At 67.6% G+C, this 21890-nt stretch carries 18 protein-coding genes and 1 pseudogene; 5 read left to right on the top strand and 14 right to left on the bottom strand.

The window, feature by feature from the left end; genetic code table 11:
* Positions 1-162: 162 nt before the first annotated feature.
* From JFB92_RS17775 to JFB92_RS17760, 4 genes are all read right to left on the bottom strand, one after another.
* Positions 163-2040 carry a caspase family protein gene (locus JFB92_RS17775; RefSeq protein WP_199041945.1) on the bottom strand — a complete coding sequence of 626 codons (1878 nt, stop codon included), beginning with the start codon at positions 2038-2040 and terminating at the stop codon, positions 163-165.
* 475 nt (positions 2041-2515) lie between these two features.
* Complete coding sequence (locus tag JFB92_RS17770) at positions 2516-3559, bottom strand: hemolysin family protein (RefSeq protein WP_199041943.1); 1044 nt, start codon at positions 3557-3559, stop codon at positions 2516-2518.
* Entirely contained in the window at positions 3556-4917 is a 1362-nt protein-coding gene (locus tag JFB92_RS17765; protein WP_233163454.1) for a hemolysin family protein, read from the bottom strand. Before JFB92_RS17765 ends, JFB92_RS17770 begins: the two co-directional genes overlap by 4 nt.
* Positions 4918-5226: 309 nt before the next feature.
* The gene (locus JFB92_RS17760; protein ID WP_199041940.1) at positions 5227-5649 is read right to left on the bottom strand and encodes a hypothetical protein; all 423 of its coding nucleotides are present in this window, start codon (positions 5647-5649) and stop codon (positions 5227-5229) included.
* Between the two features lie 43 nt (positions 5650-5692).
* On the opposite strand from JFB92_RS17760, the pseudogene JFB92_RS27010 reads away from it, so the two are divergent.
* Positions 5693-6067, top strand: a pseudogene (locus tag JFB92_RS27010) (RNA polymerase sigma factor); the annotation flags it as partial.
* Between the two features lie 133 nt (positions 6068-6200).
* On the opposite strand, the gene JFB92_RS17755 reads toward JFB92_RS27010, so the two are convergent.
* Positions 6201-7343 (bottom strand): epoxide hydrolase family protein, encoded by a 1143-nt coding sequence (locus JFB92_RS17755; protein ID WP_199041938.1) that lies wholly within the window; start codon positions 7341-7343, stop codon positions 6201-6203.
* Positions 7344-7406: 63 nt separating this feature from the next.
* On the opposite strand from JFB92_RS17755, the gene JFB92_RS17750 reads away from it, so the two are divergent.
* Positions 7407-8375, top strand: coding sequence for a helix-turn-helix transcriptional regulator (locus JFB92_RS17750; protein WP_199041992.1), 969 nt, complete (start codon positions 7407-7409; stop codon positions 8373-8375).
* A gap of 106 nt (positions 8376-8481) precedes the next feature.
* Entirely contained in the window at positions 8482-9048 is a 567-nt protein-coding gene (ybiA, locus tag JFB92_RS27005; RefSeq protein ID WP_372451659.1) for a riboflavin biosynthesis intermediates N-glycosidase, read from the top strand.
* Between the two features lie 490 nt (positions 9049-9538).
* Here ybiA and JFB92_RS17740 read toward each other — a convergent pair whose 3' ends face one another.
* From JFB92_RS17740 to JFB92_RS17725, 4 genes are all read right to left on the bottom strand, one after another.
* Positions 9539-12073 (bottom strand): FtsX-like permease family protein, encoded by a 2535-nt coding sequence (locus JFB92_RS17740; RefSeq protein WP_199041936.1) that lies wholly within the window; start codon positions 12071-12073, stop codon positions 9539-9541.
* Positions 12070-12780, bottom strand: a complete 711-nt coding sequence (locus JFB92_RS17735; RefSeq protein ID WP_199041934.1) for an ABC transporter ATP-binding protein — start codon at positions 12778-12780, stop codon at positions 12070-12072. Before JFB92_RS17735 ends, JFB92_RS17740 begins: the two co-directional genes overlap by 4 nt.
* Before the next feature lie 255 nt (positions 12781-13035).
* Positions 13036-14226 carry a glycosyltransferase gene (locus JFB92_RS17730; protein WP_199041932.1) on the bottom strand — a complete coding sequence of 397 codons (1191 nt, stop codon included), beginning with the start codon at positions 14224-14226 and terminating at the stop codon, positions 13036-13038.
* 51 nt (positions 14227-14277) lie between these two features.
* Complete coding sequence (locus JFB92_RS17725; protein WP_199041930.1) at positions 14278-14889, bottom strand: DedA family protein; 612 nt, start codon at positions 14887-14889, stop codon at positions 14278-14280.
* Between the two features lie 133 nt (positions 14890-15022).
* On the opposite strand from JFB92_RS17725, the gene JFB92_RS26280 reads away from it, so the two are divergent.
* A complete protein-coding gene (locus JFB92_RS26280) occupies positions 15023-16201 on the top strand; it encodes a sensor histidine kinase (RefSeq protein ID WP_199041928.1) in 1179 nt (392 codons plus the stop codon).
* Positions 16198-16869, top strand: a complete 672-nt coding sequence (locus tag JFB92_RS17715; RefSeq protein WP_199041926.1) for a response regulator — start codon at positions 16198-16200, stop codon at positions 16867-16869. The genes JFB92_RS26280 and JFB92_RS17715 overlap by 4 nt, the downstream gene beginning before the upstream one ends.
* Positions 16870-17054: 185 nt before the next feature.
* Here the strand turns inward: JFB92_RS17715 and JFB92_RS17710 are convergent, their stop codons facing one another.
* The 5 genes from JFB92_RS17710 to JFB92_RS27190 form a co-directional block, all read right to left on the bottom strand.
* Complete coding sequence (locus JFB92_RS17710) at positions 17055-17612, bottom strand: dihydrofolate reductase family protein (protein WP_199041924.1); 558 nt, start codon at positions 17610-17612, stop codon at positions 17055-17057.
* A 3-nt stretch (positions 17613-17615) separates the two neighbouring features.
* On the bottom strand, positions 17616-18218 hold the full coding sequence (locus tag JFB92_RS17705; protein WP_199041922.1) for a dihydrofolate reductase family protein: 603 nt from the start codon (positions 18216-18218) through the stop codon (positions 17616-17618).
* 116 nt (positions 18219-18334) lie between these two features.
* The gene (locus JFB92_RS17700; RefSeq protein WP_199041920.1) at positions 18335-20128 is read right to left on the bottom strand and encodes a hypothetical protein; all 1794 of its coding nucleotides are present in this window, start codon (positions 20126-20128) and stop codon (positions 18335-18337) included.
* A gap of 542 nt (positions 20129-20670) precedes the next feature.
* Positions 20671-21567 carry an IS3 family transposase gene (locus JFB92_RS17695; RefSeq protein ID WP_443667688.1) on the bottom strand — a complete coding sequence of 299 codons (897 nt, stop codon included), beginning with the start codon at positions 21565-21567 and terminating at the stop codon, positions 20671-20673.
* Positions 21564-21890, bottom strand: a 327-nt coding sequence (locus JFB92_RS27190; protein ID WP_443667687.1) for a transposase, incomplete at its 5' end; no start/stop codon positions are given. The genes JFB92_RS17695 and JFB92_RS27190, both read right to left, overlap by 4 nt.

The raw sequence follows: 21890 nt of genomic DNA, 5'->3' as shown, positions 1-21890 counted from the left end.
CCGTATCCAGACGACCGAGCCGGAGCACCCGTACACCGGTCGCTGGCGGCCTGTCGGGCACGCGCTCGGCTATGAGCACGGCTTCCCCGCCGGTGGACCTCGTGGAGGTGATCGCGCAGGGGGATCAGCCGAGCCCATGCGTCGTCGGTGCACGCCGACGATTCAGTCGAGGGCTATGAATTCGGGTCCCTTCCGAACCTCCGGGATCCGCAGGATGAGCAGGGCCCCATAGGCGCACGCGGCGATGCACGGCGCGCCGCCGACGAGGAAGTAGACCGGCCCGGAGCCGATCCACAAGAGCCCGACCGCCCCTTGAATGCAGACACAGACGAGTCCGAAGATGCGTGGACCTCGCGTGCGCGGGGCACTGACCAGCATGATGCCGGGCACCAGCATCGGTAGAAACAGCAGAATCAGCGCGATTCCGAGGTTCGTGGTGTACGAGTGCGGCTCTCGCTCGCTGTTGAGGCCGAATGCGACGAAGGAAAATATCAGGCTGAACATGTTCGTGCCCACCAGCATCCAACCTGCCGTCCGAAGGGACCTCTGCGCGATTGGACTCGATTCGCGCGCGGAGGCGGACACCGCGGGAGTGGTCCGGGGCGTCGAGACGAGCGGCGGCGAGACCTGTGTGTGCATGGGCGGGTAGGGCGGTGATTGGGGGATCGGATTCATCGGCATCGCACGACGTTCTCGCTCCCCGATCGCGTTGGCCGCGGCACGGCGCACGTTGAGGCTGTCGTCGGTGTCCCTCATCCGGGCCAGTTCTGCGATCGCTGCCGCCTTCAGGCCGGTCTGGGTGGACTCGCTCAACCGCCGCAGTTCCTCCACGGCCTGCGCCCTCACCGTCGCGTGGGCGCTCTGCGAATCCGCGACGATGCGCTCGGGAAGTCGGGGCGTTCTGTTGCTCTTCGCGATCACCAACTCGCCCTCGACCCGGCCAGACTTCATCGGAATCTGAGCCGGCGTTCGCAAGCGGACGGCTTGGTGGACGTATTCGTAGAGCTCATCCACGCCGATCGCCCCGTCCGAGTCGAGATCGGCATTGCCCGACTCGATGCCTTCGACCAACGCCCCGGTGAAGAACGACGGCTCGCCTTCGTTCTGTGCGATCGCGTCGCCTTCGAACGCGTACTCGGTCGCGCTCGAAGCGGTGAGCACCACATGGCCCCGGCCGGCTCCGAACGTGTCGGCCACCGATACGTCCGTGGCACCGCGATGCTGGGCGCCGGCTGGGAACGCGCCGCTATAGCAGCAGTCGAGGATCAGTACGACGCGTTGTGACGCCGAGTGGTCGATGCGGTCTCGGATGAAATTCGACGGCACCGCTGTCGAGCTCAACCGTCTCATGTCAGTATCCCGGGCGGCGAGGTGCAGTTGTCCGTTCTGGTCCTTGATCCCGTGACCGGAGAAGTGCAACAGCAAAAGGTCGTCGTACCGTCGTTCGGAGAAGAAGTCGTCGATGCGGCGGCGGATCGTGGTCTCGTCCGCGTCCTTGAGGAGTTCGACATCGAATCCGCCGACTGCGGGGGTCCCGAGAACCTTGCTCAGCGCCTCCGCGTCCTTGCTCGGCGCCCGCAATCGTGCCAGTCGATCGTCCTGGTACTTGGAATTGGCGATGATAAGCGCTTTCCGCGCTCCTGACGACGTGCCCGCGAGTTTGGAGTCCACACGGGCCGCGATCTGTTCCGCGGTCTGACGGGAGAGGTCGATCTCCTCTCCGGCAATTCGGACTCTGAGCAGGCGACCGGTATTGGCGACGAGTGTCTGCAACTGACGCAGCCCCCGCACCAGTGATTCGGATTTCCCGTACACCTCTCCTGCCGCAAGGAGCAATGAGGAGACGGCGAGGATCTCGCCGATCACCTTGGCCCCCTGCGGCTCGGGCTGAGCAGGAGTCTCCTCCATCTGGGACATGCCGATACCGGTGAGCTCGGTTCTGACAATGTGCGCAAAGTCGGCTGGAGGTGCAGTTGGGGCACCAGTGCCAACAAGACTGATCTGCACATGGATCTTTGAGGGATTTGATTCTTGCATCATTCGGCCTTCACGCCTCGATTGATGAGAATGATCTTGGAGTCGTATCGCCGTTCCAACTCATCTATATCACTGCATGCGGACCGCGTAGGCCGGGCTGTCCCGTTCAGAAGGGCACAATTTCGCTTCAATGCCGTATGGAAACGCATTCCTATCGAGACTGATTCACTCGAACGAGCACATTAGATGAAATGAACTCAGGGGCACTGGGTGCTCGGCTCTCCACCGAGAATTCGCTTACCGTGCCATGTGACGCCGCCATCGACCACGGCCCGACCCTGGCGACGTGTTCGGTGAGAGTCATGCGGCCTCGTCGGTCCGCGGTTCTCATAGCGGCGATCGTTGCACCCGTCGAGCAGGGCTCTGTCGGTGGCGACCCTTCGAGCGTCCGGCTCAGGCGTCGTGGACGGGTGGCCGTTCTTCGCGGGCGGCGCGGACTCGGGTTGGAGGCGCCCGAGCCCGCGCGAGCCGTCGCCGGTCAGGCGTGGTTGGCGGCGTCCTGGACCTCGCCGATGAGCTCCTCGACGATGTCCTCGAGGAACAGCACCCCGGTCGTGGTCCCGTCGTCTTCGGTCACGCGCGCGATGTGGGCACCGCGAGCGCGGATGTGCGCGAGGGCGTCTTCGAGTTCAGCGCTCGCGGCGACGACCGGCAACTCCCGGAGGCGGTCGGCCGGGACCGGCCGATCGACCAGATCGGGACCGGTCAGATCGAGCACGTCCTTGAGGTGGAAGTAGGAGCGCGGCGCGCCGTGGGCGTCCTCGATGACATAGCGAGAGTACCCACTTCGCGCCACCACCTGCTGGACCTCGCGCGGCGTCGCCTCCGGCGGCAGCAATACCAGCTCACCGAGGGGCACCGCGACATCGGCGACGATCTTCTCGGTGAACTCGAATGCCGCGGACAAAGTGCCGGATTCGTCCACGAGGGTGCCTTCCCGCTGAGACTCCTCGATGATGGTGGCGACCTCGTCGATGGTGTAGGCGCTCTGGGCCTCGTCCTTCGGCTCGACCCGGAACAGTCGCAGCACCCCGTTGGCGATCTGGTTCAGAGACCAGATGAGCGGCCTCACGATCCGCGAGACCAGCACCAGCGGCGGGGCCAGGATGAGCGCGGCCCGGTCGGGGACGGAGAACGCCAGGTTCTTCGGGATCATCTCGCCGAAGACGACATGGAGGAACGTCACCAGCAGCAAAGCCACCGCGAACGCGATGCCGCTGACCATCCCCAGGGTGAGGCCGGTCCACTCCAGCGGATACTCCAGCAGGTGGTGAATGGCCGGTTCGGACACGTTCAGGATGACGAGCGAGCACACGGTGATGCCGAGCTGGCTCGTGGCCAGCATGAGCGTGGCGTGCTCCATGGCCCACAGGGTGGTCTTGGCCGCCCGGCTGCCGGCCGCGGCTCGCGGTTCGATCTGGGAGCGGCGGGCGGAGATGACGGCGAACTCGGCGCCGACGAAGAACGCGTTCGCGGCCAAGAGGACGAAGAGCCAGATCAGCCCGGGAAGGTACTCGTTCATCGGTTCGTCTCCTGCTCGAACGATTCAAGGATTCGCTCGTGCATCCCGCCGAAGGCAGGATCGGTCGACACGTCGTCGGGGAGGTAGCGCAGCCGGTCGATCCGGGAGCCGCTGAGCCGTTCCACGCGAAGCCTCCCGTGCTCGAGCCGGAGCTCCTCGCCGAGGACGGGGATGCGTTCGAGCGCGTCGAGGACGTACCCGGCGGCTGTCTCGTAGTCCTCGCCTTCGGGAATGCGCACACTGGCGCGGTCCCACAGCTCGTCGGGGCGCAGCGACCCGGCGAGCACGATCGAGTCAGAGTGCTTGACGATGAGGTTCTGGCGCGCGTCGTGCTCGTCGTGGACCTCGCCGAGCAACTCCTCGACGAGGTCTTCGAGGGTCACGATGCCCGCGGTGCCGCCGTACTCGTCGACGACGATGGCGATCTGGTAGCCGCGGCCGCGGAGCGTGCCCAGGAGCGAGCCGACTCCCGCCGTCTCGGGAACCTTCAAAGGCTCGGACATGAACTCGGTCACCGGCGTGGACTCGCGCCGGTCGAACTCGACGCCGTACGCGCTTTTGACGTGCGCGACGCCGATGACGTCGTCGACGTCCTCGCCGAGCACGGGGAACCGGGAGTGCCCCGTCCGGGCGGCCTCGGCGATCACGTGCGCGGCGCTCGCCGTCCGTTCCAGGGTCACCGCGTTCACCCGAGGCGTCATCACCTCGGCGGCGGTGTGGGTCGCGAACGTCAGCGTACGGTGCAGCATCGCCGCCTCGTCACGGTCGAGCGCGCCCTCGGTGGCCGAGCGCCGGATGAGGAAACCGAGTTCCTCGGCGCTGCGCGCTCCCGAGAGCTCTTCCTTCGGCTCGATGCCCATCGACCGGATGACCCGGTTCGCGGTGCCGTTGAAGAGCACGATGACCGGTTTGAACACGAAAGTGAACACGATCTGGAACGGGACGACGAGCTTGGCGGTCGCCAGAGGGACCGCCAGAGCGAAGTTCTTGGGGACGAGCTCGCCGAAGATCATCGAGAACAGCGTCGCCAGCGCGACACCGACGACGGCGCCGACCGTGCTGACCGCGGTCTCGGCGACGCCGACTCCGAGGAGCGGGTCGCGTAGGAGCGAGCTGATGGCCGGTTCGAAGGTGTAACCGGCCAGGAGAGTGGTGAGGGTGATGCCCAGTTGCGCACTGGACAGATGCGTGGAGGTCACTTTCAGCGCTTTGATGGTCGGGCTCAGGCCCTTGCCACCTTGCGAGCGGCGACGTTCCAGTTCGGGCCGGTCGAGATTGACCAGCGCGAACTCGGAGGCCACGAACAGCCCCGTACCGACGGTCAGGGCGATCCCGGCGAGGATGCCCCAGACTTCCATGCTCAACGCCCACCTCGCAGCAGCTTCGCCGTGACCGACTGCGGCTGGCCCGAGGCGGGCCAGGGTCTAGGAGAATCGTCCATGCGAAAGAGCATAACGACCAGTCGCGACCGCAACGCCGGGAAGGTAGGCGGATCACACCGGAGACCGGTAACGCTGCGCCCCGCCGCGCGAGGAGACCGCGCCCGACCGACAGCGCGGGGCGGCGATCGGATCAGAACAAGCCGCTGCTGAGCGGGAAGATGGCCACGCTATGCGCGTACCCGCGGTTGCGACTCTGTGCCGCGTCCGCAGGTACACGCGCTCGGCTCAGATCCGTTGCATGGTGGAGGCGTAGCCGCCGCCCGGGTAGACCCACTCGCCGTCGAGAACGGTGCCGTCGGCGTTGAACCCGCCTCTGAAGTACGCGGGGCTGCCCTCGGCGCCGGCCCATATGGTGAGGGTGTCGCCTTCGAGCTCGTAGAGGTAGTCCAGGGTGTTCCCGTGCGAGTTGTAGAACCGCGAGACCACGTCCTCTCCGGCCGGTTCGCCGAACGGGCGCAGGTGGCCGATCGCTTCCAAGCCCTTGACGGACTCGCCGTACTGGGTCAGTTCCACGTGTTGGATCAGGAAGTGTCCGCCTTCCATCCATTCGTAGCGGACGTTGCCGGTCGCTCCGCCGGTGACCGACCAGGTCCCGACCAGGCGGTCCAGGGATCGCAGTTCGCTGCTCGGCTCGTTGGTGTCGTTCATGGCCCTCTCCTTCTTATTGTTCGGGCACTCCGACGAGGCCCTGGCCGCGTTCGCCGCCGTCCACGCCGAGGCCGCCACGCCCGAGACAACGGACTGGCCCCAGATCGCGCCGCTGTACTTGTGGCTCGAACGCCTGGCTCCGACCGCGCGAGTGCGCCTGAGCCGGGTGGTCGCCGTCGCCAAAGCGTTCGGCGCGCGTCGCGGTCTGGCTCGACTCGATGAGCTCAACCGCCGCAACGGACTCGACCGCGACCCATTGACCCGAGCCCGCGAGCGGGCGGTCCGCGCCCGCCTGCTGCAGATGACCGGAGCAGGGCGCGAAGCCGGCTCACTGTTCCGGGAAGCGGCGGCACTGACCGAGAACCAGGTCGAGCGGCGATACCTCCTGGCCGAGGCAGAAGCCCTCGACCGAACAAGCGGCAGACATCGTCCCTCACTGTTGCGGGCGCTCGAAGACGGGGTTGAGCACGAGTGCGGCTATGACATAAACCCAGGTGAAGCTGGCCTGTGGATTCTCAGTGTCTCCGCAGACCACCGGCCCTGCCGCGAGGTCAGGATATGCCGCGGAAGAAGGTGCGGATGTCGTCCGCGAGCAGCTTCGGCTCCTCCATCGCGGGGAAGTGACCGCCCTCGGTGAACTCGTTCCAGTGGCCGATCGCTCTCCCCGGATCGAACGCGCGGCGCATGAGCGGATGGGTGTCGAACACGACCCATCCGGACGGCACCTCGGAGGCCATGACCAAGTCGAGCTCGGAATGCTCGGACTCGTAGTAGAACTGCGCGCTTGACGCTCCGCCGAGAGTGAACCAGTACAGGCTGATGTTCGTGAGGAGCTGGTCGCGGTCGACCGTCTCGTCCGGCGTCCGGTAGGCACCGCTGTTCCTGGTTGCGAACTTCTCGGCGATCCACGCGAGCTGACCGACTGGAGAGTCGGTGAGCGCCGGGCCGATCGTGTCGGGACGGTGGTTCTGCATCTCGCGATACCCGCGTTCGGCCGCGGCCTCGGTACGCACTTTCTCGATCTGGGCGATCTCGTCCTCGGACAGGCCGTGGGGGTAGGGGAACAGGTCGCCGGCCAATCCGAGCCATCGGCGGTCGCTGCCGAGGTGCGTGCCGATGACGCGCTCCGGATAGACTGCCGCGAGGCGGCCGGTGATGCCCGTACCGATGTCGGTGCCATGGGCCGCGAACCTCTTGTAGCCGAGACGCGTCATGATTTCGGCATAGGCCTCTGCCGTCCGCCCCAGCTCCCAGCCGGTCCCTGACAGCGGGGTGGAGAACCCGAAGCCGGGCGGCGACGGGATGACCACGTGGAACTCGTCGGTCAGCAGCGGGATGAGCCGCTGGTACTCGACGAACGAACCTGGCCAACCGTGGCTCAGGATCAATGGGATGGCCTCCGGATTCGCCGATCGCGTATGGACGATGTGGAACGTCTGGCCGTCGACGACCGTCGTGAACTGCTCGCACCCGTTGAGCTTGGCCTCCTGCGCACGCCAGTCGAACCCCTCGCGCCAGTATTCGGCGAGCTCTTTCAGATACACCAGCGGAATGCCGCGACTGAATTCGGTGCGATCATCTCGACCCGATACGGGAAGCGGCCAGCGTGTGTGCGCGAGCCGGTTGCGCAGATCGTCGACATCGGCCTGCGGGATGTCGATGCGGAACGGGGTGAGTGCCTTGTTCTCGTTCATGACATCCACGCTTCCAGTTATTGCGGAAGACAAGCTTCCGCAATAACTGCAATGATCGAGAATATGTTGGAAACCTCGGCCCGCCTGCTCGAACTGCTGTCGTTGCTACAGGTCAAGCGCGACTGGACGAGCTCCGAGCTCGCCGGCAGGCTCGACGTGAGCACGAGGACGATCCGCGCCGACATCGGCAAACTGCGGTCGCTGGGCTATCCCGTGGACGCGCGCCCCGGCGTCGCGGGCGGGTACCGGCTGGCAGCCGGTACCGCGATGCCCCCACTGCTGCTCGACGACGACGAGGCCGTTGCCGTCGCGGTCGGACTGGGTGCAGTCGCGACCCAGAGGCTCGGCGTCGAGGAAACCTCGCTCACCGCACTCGCGAAGCTGGAGCAGGTGCTGCCCTCGCGCCTGCGTCGGCGCGTCGAGGCGGTCCGCGCGGCGATGAGCGTCGTTCCAGGGACTGGACCGCAGCTCGATCTCTCGGTGCTCGGCGCGGTCGCCGCCGCGATCCGCGGCCGCGAACGGCTCCGATTCGGATACACCAAGCCCGGGGGCAGCGAAGAGGCGCGCCACACCGAACCGCAACGGTTGGTGAGCTGGGGGTCGATCTGGTATCTGCTCGCGTGGGACCTCGACCGTGACAACTGGCGGATCTTTCGGGTCGACCGCATGGTTCCGCGTGCACCGACGGGCGTACGGTTCCAGCCGCACGTGATCACCGAGGACGAAGTCGTCGAATACGTCGTCGGACGCGTCGTCAAGGCGGCCTGGAAGTATCGAGCCCGAGTGCTCGTGCACGCTCCCGCCGCCAAGGTCGCCGCAAGGCTCCCCAAACCGGTCGATATCGAGGCGGTCGACGAGTCCACCTGCCGCGTCGAGCTCGGTTCCGACGACCCCGACCGGCTTGCGCTGTCGATGGCACAGCTCGACGCCGACATCGAGGTGATCGAGGGAGAAGAACTCGTGGCGGCGTTCGACCGCCTCGCGACTAGGTTCCATCGCGCGGCGGGCAGCACATCCACTAAGGGTCTGTGATGTCTCGGGCGACTCGCCCCGAGGCGTTCGGAGAACAGTCCGTATTGGAGGGGGAGCGGTCGGCAACTCGGTTGCCTCGCATCGTCGGCCGTGTGAGGGTGGATAGATGCTGAGTTCAGCTGCCATGCCCCGGAATGTTGATGATGCCGTAGCTCTCGAGCGGAAGGGGTCAGCCTGCAAGCACCTGTATTTCTGGGGGCAACAGCCCGAGACGGATGGGGGTGTCGGTCGCGGGTGTCTGAGTCAGTGGTGGCCTTCAGTGTTCATCGAGGACGGCCGCAGCTTCGCATCCGCGGAGCACTACATGATGGCGCACAAGGCATGGTTGTTCGGCGACGACGAATGCGCCGAAACGATACGTGCTGCGAGTCATCCCGGTGAAGCCAAGCGGCTCGGTCGCACGGTGCGAGGATTTGACCAGGAACGCTGGAACGAGGAGCGGTTCGGCATCGTCGTGCGTGGCAACCTGGCGAAGTTCGACCAGGACCCGGGCCTGCGGACCTACCTGCTGGGCACGCGGGAGCGGGTGTTGGTGGAGGCGAGTCCGGTAGACCGGACCTGGGGTATCGGACTGACTGCCGACGACCCTCGCGCGGCCGAGCCGTCGAAGTGGCGGGGCCCGAATCTGCTCGGGTTCGCCCTTATGGCCGCCCGCCGTGAGCTCGACTCTTGACCCACCGGCGTTGATCGATCCGGTCGGCCTGAGTCGCACCGTGTTCGGGTGAAGGATCGGGGGGTGATGGAAGGCCAGTACGGTGCCCTTCACCGCCGGCTCGGCCAGTATCCCACGCAACCAGCGGAGCTGAGCCTCGCCGCTCCATCCGTGTGCCTTGCCCGGCACCAGCATGTCCAGCGTGACCAGACGCAGCCCGTTACAGATGCTCACCGCCGCGCGCTCCCCGTCGGGGGCGTCGATCGCCGCCACCGCCCGGTCGCGGCCATCGGCGTCGAGATGTCCGCTGCCCAGTACCTCGGCGAACCTTCGCCGGTCATCGGCGTTGCCGGTACTGAACATCATCGGCACCCCGCGGTCCCGCGCGAATGCACCGATGATCTTCCGCGCCTTGACGTATGCCTCGACCGCGACCGACCCGGCGCAATCGAGCAGGTCCCCGCACCTGGACCGGTCGTGGGCCGCCCGGTCCAGGCGCAGGACCTGCGCATCAGCGGTCCCGGCCCGCCAGCTCGAGCACGGGCACCCGGGAGACCCGGAACGCGGGCCACGCTGCAGCGACGACGCCGGCTGCGACCGCAACGACGAGGGTCACCGCGAGGCGGGACCACGGTACGACGACGGATGGGATCTCCTCGCCACCGGTTACGTGGATCAGCGCCCAGCCGAAGCCGACCGCGACGGCGATACCGATCGATGCTGCCACGAACGACAGGAGTGCGACCTCGAGCCGCACGATTCGACGCAGCTCTCGGCGAGTCGCGCCGACCGCTCGCAGCAGCCCGATCTCTCCAGAGCGTTCATTGATCGCGAGCGCTGTGGTGTTGGCGACTCCAAGGAGCGCGATGAGGCTCGCCAGGATGAGCATCCCGTCGATGAAGTTCCCGAACGCGGCGATCTCGCTCCCGCTGCTGGCGACGTGTTCTTCCCGGGTCGCCAGGAACGACCCGGGCGCATCTCGGACCAGGGCACTCACGTCTTCCTCGGCGTCAGTGCCCGCTCCGTCGGCGAGGTCGACGAACACCTGCGCATCGAGCAGGCGACCGACCGAGGCGTCGAGTGTCGCACGGTCGACGAAGTACAGTGGGGCTTCGAAACCGCCGGTGCTCCTCGCGACCACGGCAACGATCGGCGCTTCGATGGTCGATCGTTCGAACTCGATCTCCAGGGTTCCGCCGAGCAGCGCCGGGTCGTCACTGACCACGGCCACGCCTCCCGAGCTCAGGTCGGCGAGGTCGCCGGCGATCGGGTCGAGGTCGTACATGGTGGGCAGGGCCGTCGGGTCGATGCCGCCGATCGCCTCGGCTTTCCCTTCCACGATCCCTTCGGCCTTCGACAGCGCGGTTACCGCGTCGACGTCGGGCCGCTCTGCTATCCGGTCGGCCAGAGTGGGGTCGATCGTCGAGAAGTCGGGGGTCGCCGACGTGACCACCAGGTCCGCCTGCAGTCCCTCGCGGACGTCGGTGCCGACCCCGCTCGTCAGAGAGCTCGCGAAGATCGCGAACATCGTCACCATCGCGGTGCCGAGCATGAACGCGAGCGCCGTCGACGCCGATCGACGTGGGCTCGCAGCCAAGTTGCCCGCCGCGATCGAGCCGGCCACACCGGCGGCGCGGCGAGCCGCCGGAGAGCTCCAACGTGCTGTAGCCGTCACGATCGCCGGGCCGCACAGCACGAGCGCCGGGAAGATGACAGCGGCGAGCATGAGCCACACCGGGTTCGAGCCCACCACAGCCATAGCTCCTCCAGCGATCGCCGCCCCGGCGAGCACAAGTCCGCTCACAGTCCGCGCCCGGCTCACGACCCGGGGTTCGGCCGCGCTCTCGCGCAGCGCCTCGATCGGTGGTGTCGCCGCCGCGCGGCGAGCCGGGATCCATGCCGAGAGGATCGTTGCGCCGATACCGACGGTCGCGGCGATCGCGATCGAAGTCGGGCTCACGATCGGCGGGCCGGTGAGCAGGCTGATCCCGGTGAGTCCGACGACCCAGCGCAGCGCGTCCACGCCCGCCACCCCGCAAACGAGCCCGGCGAGGGTGGCGATCGTTCCGATGAACGCCGCCTCGATCACCACCCCGCCGAGCACTTGACGTCGTTCCGCACCGATCGCACGCAGCAGTCCCGACTCCCGCCGGCGGCGGGCGACGGTGAGCGTGAACGTGTTGAAGATGATCGTCGCGCCGATCAGGACCGCGACCACGGCGAAGGCCAGGAGGAACGCGTTCAGGAACTGCAGCGGCGACGTCGCGGCGTCCTGCATCGTCCGGATGTAGTCGGGTCCGTCGACGACCTCGGCATCGGACAGCGCCGACAGTCGGCCGAGCACCTCGGTGCGGTCGGCATCCTCCGCGAGCTCGACGAGCACCTCGGTCGGCGCCGCAGTGTCGAGCCAGGCGGACACCGCCGCGTCGGGCAGCAGCACCGTTCGCTGGAGCGGTGCCGCGTCCGCCGACGCGAACGTCGCGATACCGGTGATGGTCGCGTCGTGCATTCCCGTCGCGGTCAGGACCTGTACGACGTCACCCGGAGCCACGCCTGCGTCATCGGCGAGCGATCGATCGATCACGACCTCTCCGACCTCGGTCGGTGGTTGCCCGCTCGTGAGCCGGAACGGATTGAGCGCCGTGTCGGCGATCCAGTTGCGACCGACGTCGCTCGCCGTGCCGTTGCCGACCGACGATCCGTCGACGACCAGCTTCGCGAAGCCGGCCCATTGCGAGGCGGCCCCGTCGACGTCGTCGACCGAAGCCACGCGCTCGGTGATATCGGGATCCAGTGATTGCCGAACCGACCTGGCAGGGTCTCCCGGTCCTCCGCCGGGCTCGCCGAGGGAAGCGCCCTGCATCACGGCGTCCGTCCCGGCAAACGCTTCGGCGATGTCGCTGGCCGCTCGGCCGCGCATCGAGTCGGCCAGCACCAGCGTCGCGACGAGGAACGCCACCGACAGCATGATCGCCGCGCCAGTGAGCACGAACCGACCCCGACTCGCGAGGACGCTCCGAACCGCATTCCGCATCATCTGGCTCATCGCCCCAGGCCCCTCATCACGTCGAGCACCGAATCGGCCGACGGGCGATCCATCACGTCGTGCACTCTGCCGTCGACGACGAACACGACGTGGTCCGCCCAGACAGCGGCGCCCGGATCGTGCGTGACCATCACGATCGACTGGTGATGCATGTCGACCGCTGATCGCAGGAATCCGAGGATCTCCTGTCCGGACCGCGTGTCGAGGTTGCCGGTGGGCTCGTCGGCGAACACCACCTGCGGCCGGGCGACCAGCGCCCGGGCGACGGCGACGCGCTGTTGCTGGCCGCCCGAGAGCTCCGCCGGCCGATGATGCAGGCGATCACCGAGGCGCAGCATCGACACGACCTGATCGTGCACTGCATCGCTCGGCCGGCGGCCCGACAACGTCAACGGCAAGCAGATGTTCTCCTCGGCCGTGAGCGTCGCCACGAGGTTGAACGTCTGGAACACGAACCCGATCCGTTCTCGGCGCAGCATGGTCAGCTCGCGGTCGCCGAGGGTCGACAGATCGGTGTCGCCGATGAGCGCGCGGCCCGACGTCAGTCGATCCAGCCCGGCGGCGCAGTGCATCATCGTCGACTTGCCCGAACCCGACGGGCCCATCACAGCCGTGAACTTCCCCGCCGGGAACGCGATGGTGACATCGTCGAGCGCGACGACGGCCGACTCGTCAGAGCCGTATCGCTTGCCGGCGCCGACGAGCATGGCCGCAGCGTCGCCAGCGTCGCCAGCGTCGCCAGCGTCGCCAGCGTCGGCTGACAGTGCGCTCTCGGACTGCCGATCGACGATCGTGGAATCTGGATTCGGGGACATGGGACCTCCGATGAGTGGTTGGTCAGGGTTTTTGCATGGGATTCCGATGAGCGGTTGGCCCGAGCGTGTGCGTCCCGAGCCCGGCCGCGGCGGCCACCGTGACCGCTGCGGCGACACCGGCGGTGGGCCGACCGCTGACTGCCGGGCTCACGCGGTGACCAGGCGCGGTGCCGACGCGGCGGTCACCTCGGCGTAGATCGACTCGAACGCACCCACCGTGCCGCGGATGTCGTGCCGCTCGGCTAGGGCCCGGCTGCGCCGACCCATCGCACCGGCCTGGGAGTGGTCGGAGAGGACCGCGATCAGCCGGTCGGCGAGGGCGGCCGAGTCACCGGGTGGGAAGAGGTAGCCGTTGTGGCCGTCGCGTACCAGGTGCGGCAGCGCGGAGGCGTCGGCGCCGAGCACCGGGAGACCGGACGCCATCGCCTCCAGGGTCACCAGGCTCTGCAGTTCGGCGGTGCCCGCGTTGACGAAGACGTCGGCGGCGGCGTAGGCGGCCGGCAGGTCCGCGTCGTCCACGAAACCGGTGCAGACGAGGGCGTCGGCGACGCCGAGCCGGGTGGCCAGTTGCTCCAGCCGTCGCCGCTGGTCGCCGGTGCCGACCAGCATCAGTTGCACATCGGCGATCCGGCGGCGGACCTCGGGCAGGGCCCGCACCAGCACGTCGAGGTTCTTCTCCAGGTCCAGCCGGCCGACGTAGCCGATGGTCGGGCATTGCCGCACCCGGTACCTGAGGCGGAAGTCCGCGGTCGCGGTGCCGGTGCGGAATCGGGCGAGGTCCATGCCGCACGAGATCGGCCGTACCGGGGCGCGGAGGCCGGACGACTCGGTGAGCGCCGCCGCGTACGGCGTCGGCGCGGTCACCACGTCGGCGTGGGCGAGCACCTTCGCGGCGTCCGCCCACGCCCAGCGTCGAACCCGGTCGAGCAACTCCCCGCGCACCGGCAGGTAGTGCACCAGGTTCTCCGGCATGAAGTGGTTGGTCGCCACCACCGGAACACCTCGCCTACGGGCCGCGGCGATGAGCGCGCGGCACAGCGGGAAGTGACTCTGGACGTGCACCACGTCCGGCTGTACCCGGTCCAGGATCCGGCCGGCGGTGGCGACCAGGCCGACCGGTGGGCAGAATCGGAATCCGCTGCGGCGCACGATCGGCAGGGATCGGATGCGGTGTTCGACGACACCGTCGCGGAATACGGTTCGGCTCCTGACCTGGCGGGCCGGCGCCACCACGTGCACCTCGTGCCGTGGGGTCAACGCGGCGGCGAGCCGTCGCGTGAAGTAGGACGCGCCGTTGACGTCAGGGGTATAGGTGTCTGCTCCGATGAGAACTCGCATCTCGGGTTTTCTCCTTCATTTCGTCGGCCGAGCTCATTTGGTCGGCCGAACTCAGTTCGTCAGTCGAAATCGGTGCCCGGTCCGGCGTCGGACCAGCCAGTTGGCGAGCCCGACCGTCACGGCGAGCGCGATGGCCAGGGCGAGCACGATGGCCAGGGCGAGCACGACTACGGGGGAGTCGAGCAGGCCCGCCACGCTGTGGCCGAAGACCACGCCGACGGCGAGCAGGAGCGCCGCGCGGACGGTGCTGGCTGCCGCGGTCCAGGACACGAAGCGGCGGTACGGCACCCGCGCCAGCCCCGCCGCGAGAAACGCCGGTATCGCGGCGAGGTCCACCGCCTTGGCGCCGACCACCACGCGCGGCAGCTCGTCGTTGATCACCGCGGTCAGTCGTTCGCGCCGGACGGCCGTCAATCCCAGGCGGCGCAGCAGGCGGGCCACCCCGGGGCGGGCGCCCAACCGGCCGAGCAGATACAGCAGGCTGTCCGCCGTCACCTCGGCGGCGACGACGATCAGCAGGATCGGCCAGAACGCCACGAGTCCCGCCCCGACCAGCGATCCCCCGAAGACCGTGGCCGCCGGCCCTTCGACCAGCACCAGCAGGCCGAGCGACGCGTACACGTGGTCGGTCACCACGGTCCAGAGCAGCTGTGCCAAATCCATGGGCGGAACCGTACGGTCGAGGCACTGGCGATGTCGTCACGCTGCGGTCCCGTTCGCCGTACCTCCGTGGTACGGGCCCGGATACCTCTGCAGAGCGACGTGATCCTGAGGCGCCCCTGGGTACAGTCGGGGCGTGGTGGAAACCCGGCGGCGCCCATCGCCGAGCCTGCTCTGGTGGTTCGGCACCGGAACGCTGGCCACGGCCCTGCTGGTGATCTCCTTCCCGATCGCCGCGGCGTTCCACGACGTACCCGTACTGGTCGCCTTCCTGGCCGCCACCGCGCAGGCCGCATCACTCCCGCTGGCGTTGGCCCGGCCGGTGGAGGCCGTCGCCCTGCAGTTCGGCTCGGTGATCGTGTGGTCGGTGGCCGCTCCGGTCCGCCTGGACGCGCTCTGGCCGTTGTCGGTTCCGGCGACGATCGCACTCACCCTCTTCGTCGGGGTGATCGCGGTGCGTCAGTCCTGGCGTTACGCGCTGGCGGTCTGGTGGGCCAGCGTGCTGCTGCTGATCCTGCTGGCGCTCCTGGACCCGCGTGGCCGGACGATCGAGGACGCCGCGGACGTGGTGGTCGCCCACACCGTCGGATCGGTGCTGCTGGTGATCGCGGCGCTGGTTTGGCGCTACTGGGCCGGGATCCAGCGGCAACTGGCCGAAGCGCGGCGGGACATCGCGGTGGAGCAGAACGAGCGCGCGGTGGCCGAGGAACGGACCAGGATCGCCCGGGAACTCCACGACGTGGTCGCGCACAGCATGTCGGTGATCCACATGCAGGCCACCTCGGCCTCGTACCGGATCAAAGGCATCGATCCGGGGTCGCGGGAGGAGTTCGTGCGGATCGCGGACGGCGCCCGGTCGACGATCCGGGAGATGCGGCAGTTGCTGGCCGTGCTGCGGGACGAGAATGCCGACCCGTCGCTCGCCCCGGTACCAGGTCTGGACCGGCTGGACGAGCTGGTGAAGTCGACGCGGCAGGCCGGCGTTCCGTTGCGTCTGACGCTGTCGCCGGTACCGGCCCTGCCCGACTCGGTGAGCATGGCCGGCTTCCGGATCGTTCAGGAGGCGTTGAGCAACGTCATCCGGCACGCGCCGGGTGCCCGTACCGATGTGGTGGTGGACTGCGGCCCGGACGCGGTGGAGATCGAGGTGGTGAACGAGGCCCCGGCGGCGGCCTCGACATTGACCACGCCCGGTGGACACGGTCTGCCCGGGATGCGGGAACGGGTGCGCCTGGTGGGCGGATCATTGGAGACCGGGCCGACCGACGACGGCGGTTACCGGGTGTACGCACGGCTGCCGAGGGGTGTCGATTGATTCGGGTACTGATCGTGGACGACCAGGCGATGATCCGGGTGGGTACCCGCGCGATCCTGGAGTCGCAGGACGACATCACCGTGGTGGGGGAGGCCGAGAACGGCCGGGCCGGGGTGGATCTGTACCGGCGGACCCGGCCGGACGTGGTGCTGATGGACGTGCGGATGCCGGTGCTTGACGGCCTGGCCGCCGCGCGGGCGCTGCTCGGGGCGGAGCGGGTCGAGGGCCACGAGCCGCGGGTGCTGATGCTGACCACGTTCGACCTGGACGACTACATCTACGAGGCGCTGCGGATTGGTGCGAGCGGCTTCCTGCTCAAGGACAGCGAGCCGGAGGATCTGGTGTACGCGGTGCGGGTGGTGGCCGCCGGTGAGGCGTTGCTGTCACCGAGCGTCACCCGGCGACTGATCGAGACCTTCGTGGCCTCCCGACCACGACTCGCCGACAGCGCGGTGGCGTTGAACGGGCTGACCGACCGGGAGCGCGAGGTGCTGCGCCTGATCGCGCAGGGCATGTCGAACGCGGAGATCTCAGCCACCCTGTTCATCGCCGAGCAGACCACGAAGACGCACGTCAGCCGGATCCTGCAGAAACTTGGGCTGCGGGACAGGGTCCAAGCCGTGGTCTTCGGCTACGAGAGCGGCCTGGTCACCCCGGGCGGCGAGTGACCCGCCGTGATCCGACCTCCGATCTCCGATCGCCCGTCAGACCAGGCTGCCGAGCAGCGACGCCAGGTCGGGGTCGGCCGGGCCGCGCCGCAGGCTCGGGGCATCGACCGGCCGGAAGGCGTCGGGTCGCGGGCTTCGACGGCCTCGAACCACAACAGACCGGGCTGGTGGTCGTCGCGCGATGATCAGCGGACCGGCAGATAGCGGACGTCGACTGTCGCGGCGGGGTCGGCGGCGGCCGCCCGGCGCAGCGCTACCGGCGCCCCGCCAGGGTTGTCGAACAACCGGATGCCGTCACCGAGCAGCACCGGCGCGACATGCAGGTCGATCTCGTCGATCAGGCCGCGCTCCAAGAGCTGCCGCCCGATCGTCGGCGAGAAGACCTCGAGGTTTTTCCCTGCCGCGGCCTCCAGTCCGGTGCGGACCGCCTCTGCGGCGTCGCAGTCGAGGAACGTGACGCCCTCGGCCGGTGCCGCGTCCTCCGGGTGGTGGGTGAGCACGAATATCGGCCCCTCCCACTCGCCGCCGTACGGCCGCTTGTCGTCGATGATCCCGTCCCAGCCGGACCTTCCGCACAGGATCGCCCCGGTGGTCGCCACGTATTCCTGGATCAGGCCGGGACGGAACGATGTTCCCGCCATCCAGTCCATGCGGTGGCCGGGCCCCGCCACGAAGCCGTCGAGCGACATCGTGAAGTGCCAGAGCACCTTGCCGCCGGCAGTCGGCGGTCCGATTTCAGACATAGGTCAGTCCTTCCCCGGTCCCGAAGCCCGGTAGGTGAGGTGGGTGACGAGTTCGGTGGCGCGGGCGTCGGCCGGTTCGAGGTCGAGGTCGCCGACGTCGGCGAAGAGTCGCTCGCCGGCCCCCAGGACCATGGGCGCGACGTGGAGCCGCAGCTCGTCGATGAGGCCCGCGGCCAGGTACTGGTTCACCGTGGCCGCGCCGCCGGCGATCGCGACGTCCCGGCCTCCCGCCGCTTCGCGCGCCTGGGTCAGGGCGGATTCGATGTCGGTGACGAAGTGGAAAGTGGTGCCACCCTGCATGGGCACCGATGCACGCGGGTGGTGTGTGAGGACGAAGACGGGTGCGTGGTAGGGCGGCTCATCGCCCCACCACCCGGTCCAGTTCTCGGCAGGGACGCCTTTCGCGGGTCCGAACATGTTGCGTCCCATGATGTACGCTCCCGCCGAAAGTATCCCTTCGCGCTCGGTGATGTTCGCTTCCGGCTGCTCGAACTGCCACCGGTGCAGCAGCTCGCCGCGCTCGCCCAAGGGCTTCTCCGCGCTCTGGTTCGGACCGGCCACATAGCCGTCCACGGACATGGTGATGTCACAGGTAACGCGGCTCATCTCGCTGCCGTTCCCTTCTTGTCTGTGGTTCTGGAATCTGAGGATATTGCCGTCACCGCCTCATCCTCACACGGTCCCCTGGCCCGAGACCTACGATAGATTTCGGGCGAAGAGTTCTAGGGTGGCCAGGGGTAGCCGAGGGCTTCAGCGCCGTCCTTGGAGCCTCCGCAGACCCGTGCGATCGTTTTCGGATCGGTCGTGCGCAGTGTCGACACGATGCGTTCGACCGTAGCCGCCACCGAGTTGTCATCGACCACGGCCGCGTCGGGTACTTCGGAGGTGTACTCGAACTGCAGCCAATGCTCGTCGCTATCCACCGACGGGAAATCGGGGTAGGAGAACAACAGTCGCAGCGTCGTACGGTAGGCATTCCAGGAGGTGGCCCAGAGGAACTTGCAGTCCCAGCGCGACAACAGCTCCGGATCGGAGACGATTCGTTCCCGCAGCAGGCGGGCGGCGCGTCTGGCCGGCCATTCCCAACTGAAATCATTTGCCGCCCTGGCAATCTCGGTATCGTAGTCGTCAGCCTCGAACGTGAACCGCTGCGGGGCAAGCACGGACCGGCCGGTGTCGCGGACGTCCCAAACCACAAGTCCAGCGGCCTGGTCGCGCCGGATCTCGGCTCGCAGCGCGCCGCAACATAGCTCGACGCAGTAGCCTTCGGCCAACCGGACGTCCCTGGGCTCGGGCCCGGCTCGCAGACCCGACCCGCGCTGCAGCAGCCTTTCGGGGCTATCGGCGTATCCGCGATCGTAGAGCTGCTCGACGAGGGGGGCACCGTCGATCAGAAGGTGTGGGCGGGCGTCCTCGCCGCTGCTCGGTGCGGGCACGGTGAATCGGATGGCGAGCCCGGGTGGGGGTGCTTCTGATTCGGACTCGGCCGCCAGATCGATTTGACGTCGAAGCCAGGTCAGGTCCGCATCCTGCGGATGCGCAGCTTGGGCCCACTCAATCGCCTCGCGTGATTTCGCAGCGGCCAGGGCTGCCCGAAACCGGTCCGCCGTCTCCTCCCGCTCGCCGGGTGCAAAGCTGGCCAGTGCGATTCTCCCGAAGCGGACCGCGTCCCAAAGCTGAGCGATGAGCACGTGGGATTCAGGGAAGTCGCCGAGCGCGCGGGGTTCGTTCGCGGCGGCCAGCACCGCCTCGGCCAGGCGCCGGCGCCCGTCAAATCGCGGCATGGTCCGCGTCAGCACGGTGAACCATTGGGCGAGTCGTGCGGCTTCGGCGATCGACAGGCTGTCGAGCAATGACTTGAGTTCTTCGTCGGGTAGCTCGGAGATAGCGGATACGTACGGCTCGCGATCGAACCGCCCTACGCGGCGAGCGACCCAGAACAGGTGCTCCGCCGGTGACCGGAGCCGCTGCAGCGCCGTGCATGCCGTGTACCCGAAGTCGCGTCCGAGCAGCGCCAGCTCGCGGAGGAGCACCGCATCCTCCTGGAATGCCGTGGACTCCAACAGGTACAGGCCGACCTGTACTTCGGTGGCGCCGACACCCTGCCCGAGCAGATGCAGGGCCATTGCCCGGATACGTGCGGGAGGGAGATCGATATCCGAGACCGCGACGCTCGGCACTCGGCGATAGACGAACGACATTGACCGCAGTTGCTCGCTGAGACCAGTGAAGTCAGTAGCCAAGGCTGAGCCGGCGGCTTGCAGCGTCTCGATGAGGGCGGACTTCTCGGCCTTGTTCCGCCGCTTGCGTGTTTCGAAGTTCGGCGGTTCACCCGCCGACCGATCCGACTGAGACTGGGATTCGCTGGGGCACTGCTGCGCCATGGATTCGCGAATCGACTCGCTTGCCGTTTCCGGAAACAGACCCTCGGGGTGAAGTTCCAGGATCCGGCGGATGCGTTGATGGACGGGGACGAAGTCGGGATCGAGTGCACTGCGCTCGCCGGACGACGTCATGAACCTGAGGTACTCGTTTCGTCGAACATCATGACCACACTGTACCGCCACGAAGCGACAACCTCGGAACCGATCCTCTGCCGCAGCGGCCAGGAGGAAGAACCGTGATCACGAATGGTCACATCGGCCCTGCACGAAGATGGGTGGCGTACCGAGGACGTTCAACGATGATCCTTGAGGTGTATCAAGGGTCTTGGACGCGCCGCAGCCGCTAGAATCCCAACAGGTTTCGGCTACCCCTCTCGACGCACCGCGAACTGAATGAGACAGCCATGTCCGGCGTTCCACCACCCGAGCAACGTCCACCTGAACGAGGTCGGCACAGCCCATCGCCGCCCTACAGCGCCTCCAAACCGGCACGGCCTTATCTCGCAGCGCTACTCGCCGTCGCCGTGCTTTGGTCCGCGCCCGGTGTGGCGGTCCAGTGGTACGCTGTCTCGATCAACAGCGGCATGCACTCGCGGATCGCCGCAGCCATGGTGCAGATCGCGTTCTTGGTCGCTTCCATCGGCACGGGAGTTCCCCCTTTGAAGGGGACACCATTAAACGATTGGTTGAACTGTAGCGAGTCGCTGTTCGTACTCGGTCGGCGAGTGGTAGTCGAGTGATGAATGTCTTCTTCTGTGGTTGAACCAATTCAGGTAAGCGAACACCTCCAGCCTGGCGGTGACAGCATCAGCGAACTTGCCGCCCGAGCCGAGTAGTTCACGCTTGAGTGAGGCGTGGAAGCTCTCGGCCAGGGCGTTGTCGGCGCTGGTGCCGACCGCGCCCCTCGATTGCAGAACGCCGTAGCGTTCGCAGTACTGTCTGAACAGGAGCGATGTGTACTGGCTGCCGTTGTCCGAGTGCGCAATGGCCCCTTCCAGAGTGCCGCGAGCACGCCGGGCCGCCTCGAAGGCGTCCACCACCACCTCGGCGCGCATGTGGTCGGTGATCGTCCAGCCGGCGATCCGGCGACTGGCCAGATCGATGACCGAGGTCAAGTACAGGAACGACCCGTCAGCGAGCGGGAGATAGGTCAAGTCGCTCACGTACTTCTCGCCGATGCGCTCGGCGCGGAAGACCCGGCCCAGCCGGTCGGGCACGGTCTCGGCCTCGGGGTCGGGCACGGTCGTGACCGGTCGCTTCGGCTTCCACGCCCGGCCGGCGATCCCGCCCTCGCGCATCAAACGCGCCACTCGCTTCTCGTTCACGGCCAGGCCGTGAACCCGTTGCAGCTCAGGAGTGATCCGTTTCGACCCGTAGGACTCACCGGAGTCGGTCCAGACCGCGACGATCAGCTCGAACAGCGCCGCATCGGCCTCCTTGGCCGCGCGGCGGGCGTCCTTGGTGCTGCGCCACCGGTAGTATTTCGAGCGCGTCAGGCCCAGCGTCTCGCATAGCCATGCGACCGGCCAGACCTCGCGGTGCTCCTCGACGAACCTATAGCGCTCACTCAGGTCGTCGTGTCGAGAAAAACCGGGAGGGCCTTCTTCAGAATGTCGCGTTCGGCCCGCAGCCGGGCCACCTCGGCCTTCAGCCGCCGGTTCTCTTCTTCGACCACGGCCTGGGACGCTACATCGAGCGTCGGGTTGCTGCTGTGACCAGCAGTGTCGGTCGTGAGCTTGCCCGCACCGGCCTTCCGAACCCAGTTCTTGAGCGTGTTCGGTGAAATCCCCAACGACTGCGCGGTCGTGACATACGAGGAATTCGGGTCGTTCACATACAGACGGACCGCATCCGCCTTGAACTCATCGGGGTACTTGCTGCCTGAGGCCACCTT

Source organism: Glycomyces salinus, from assembly GCF_016428645.1.
In the GTDB taxonomy this organism is placed as follows: Bacteria; Actinomycetota; Actinomycetes; order Mycobacteriales; family Micromonosporaceae; genus Glycomyces; species Glycomyces salinus.
This window is presented reverse-complemented; position numbering and strand designations above follow the sequence as displayed.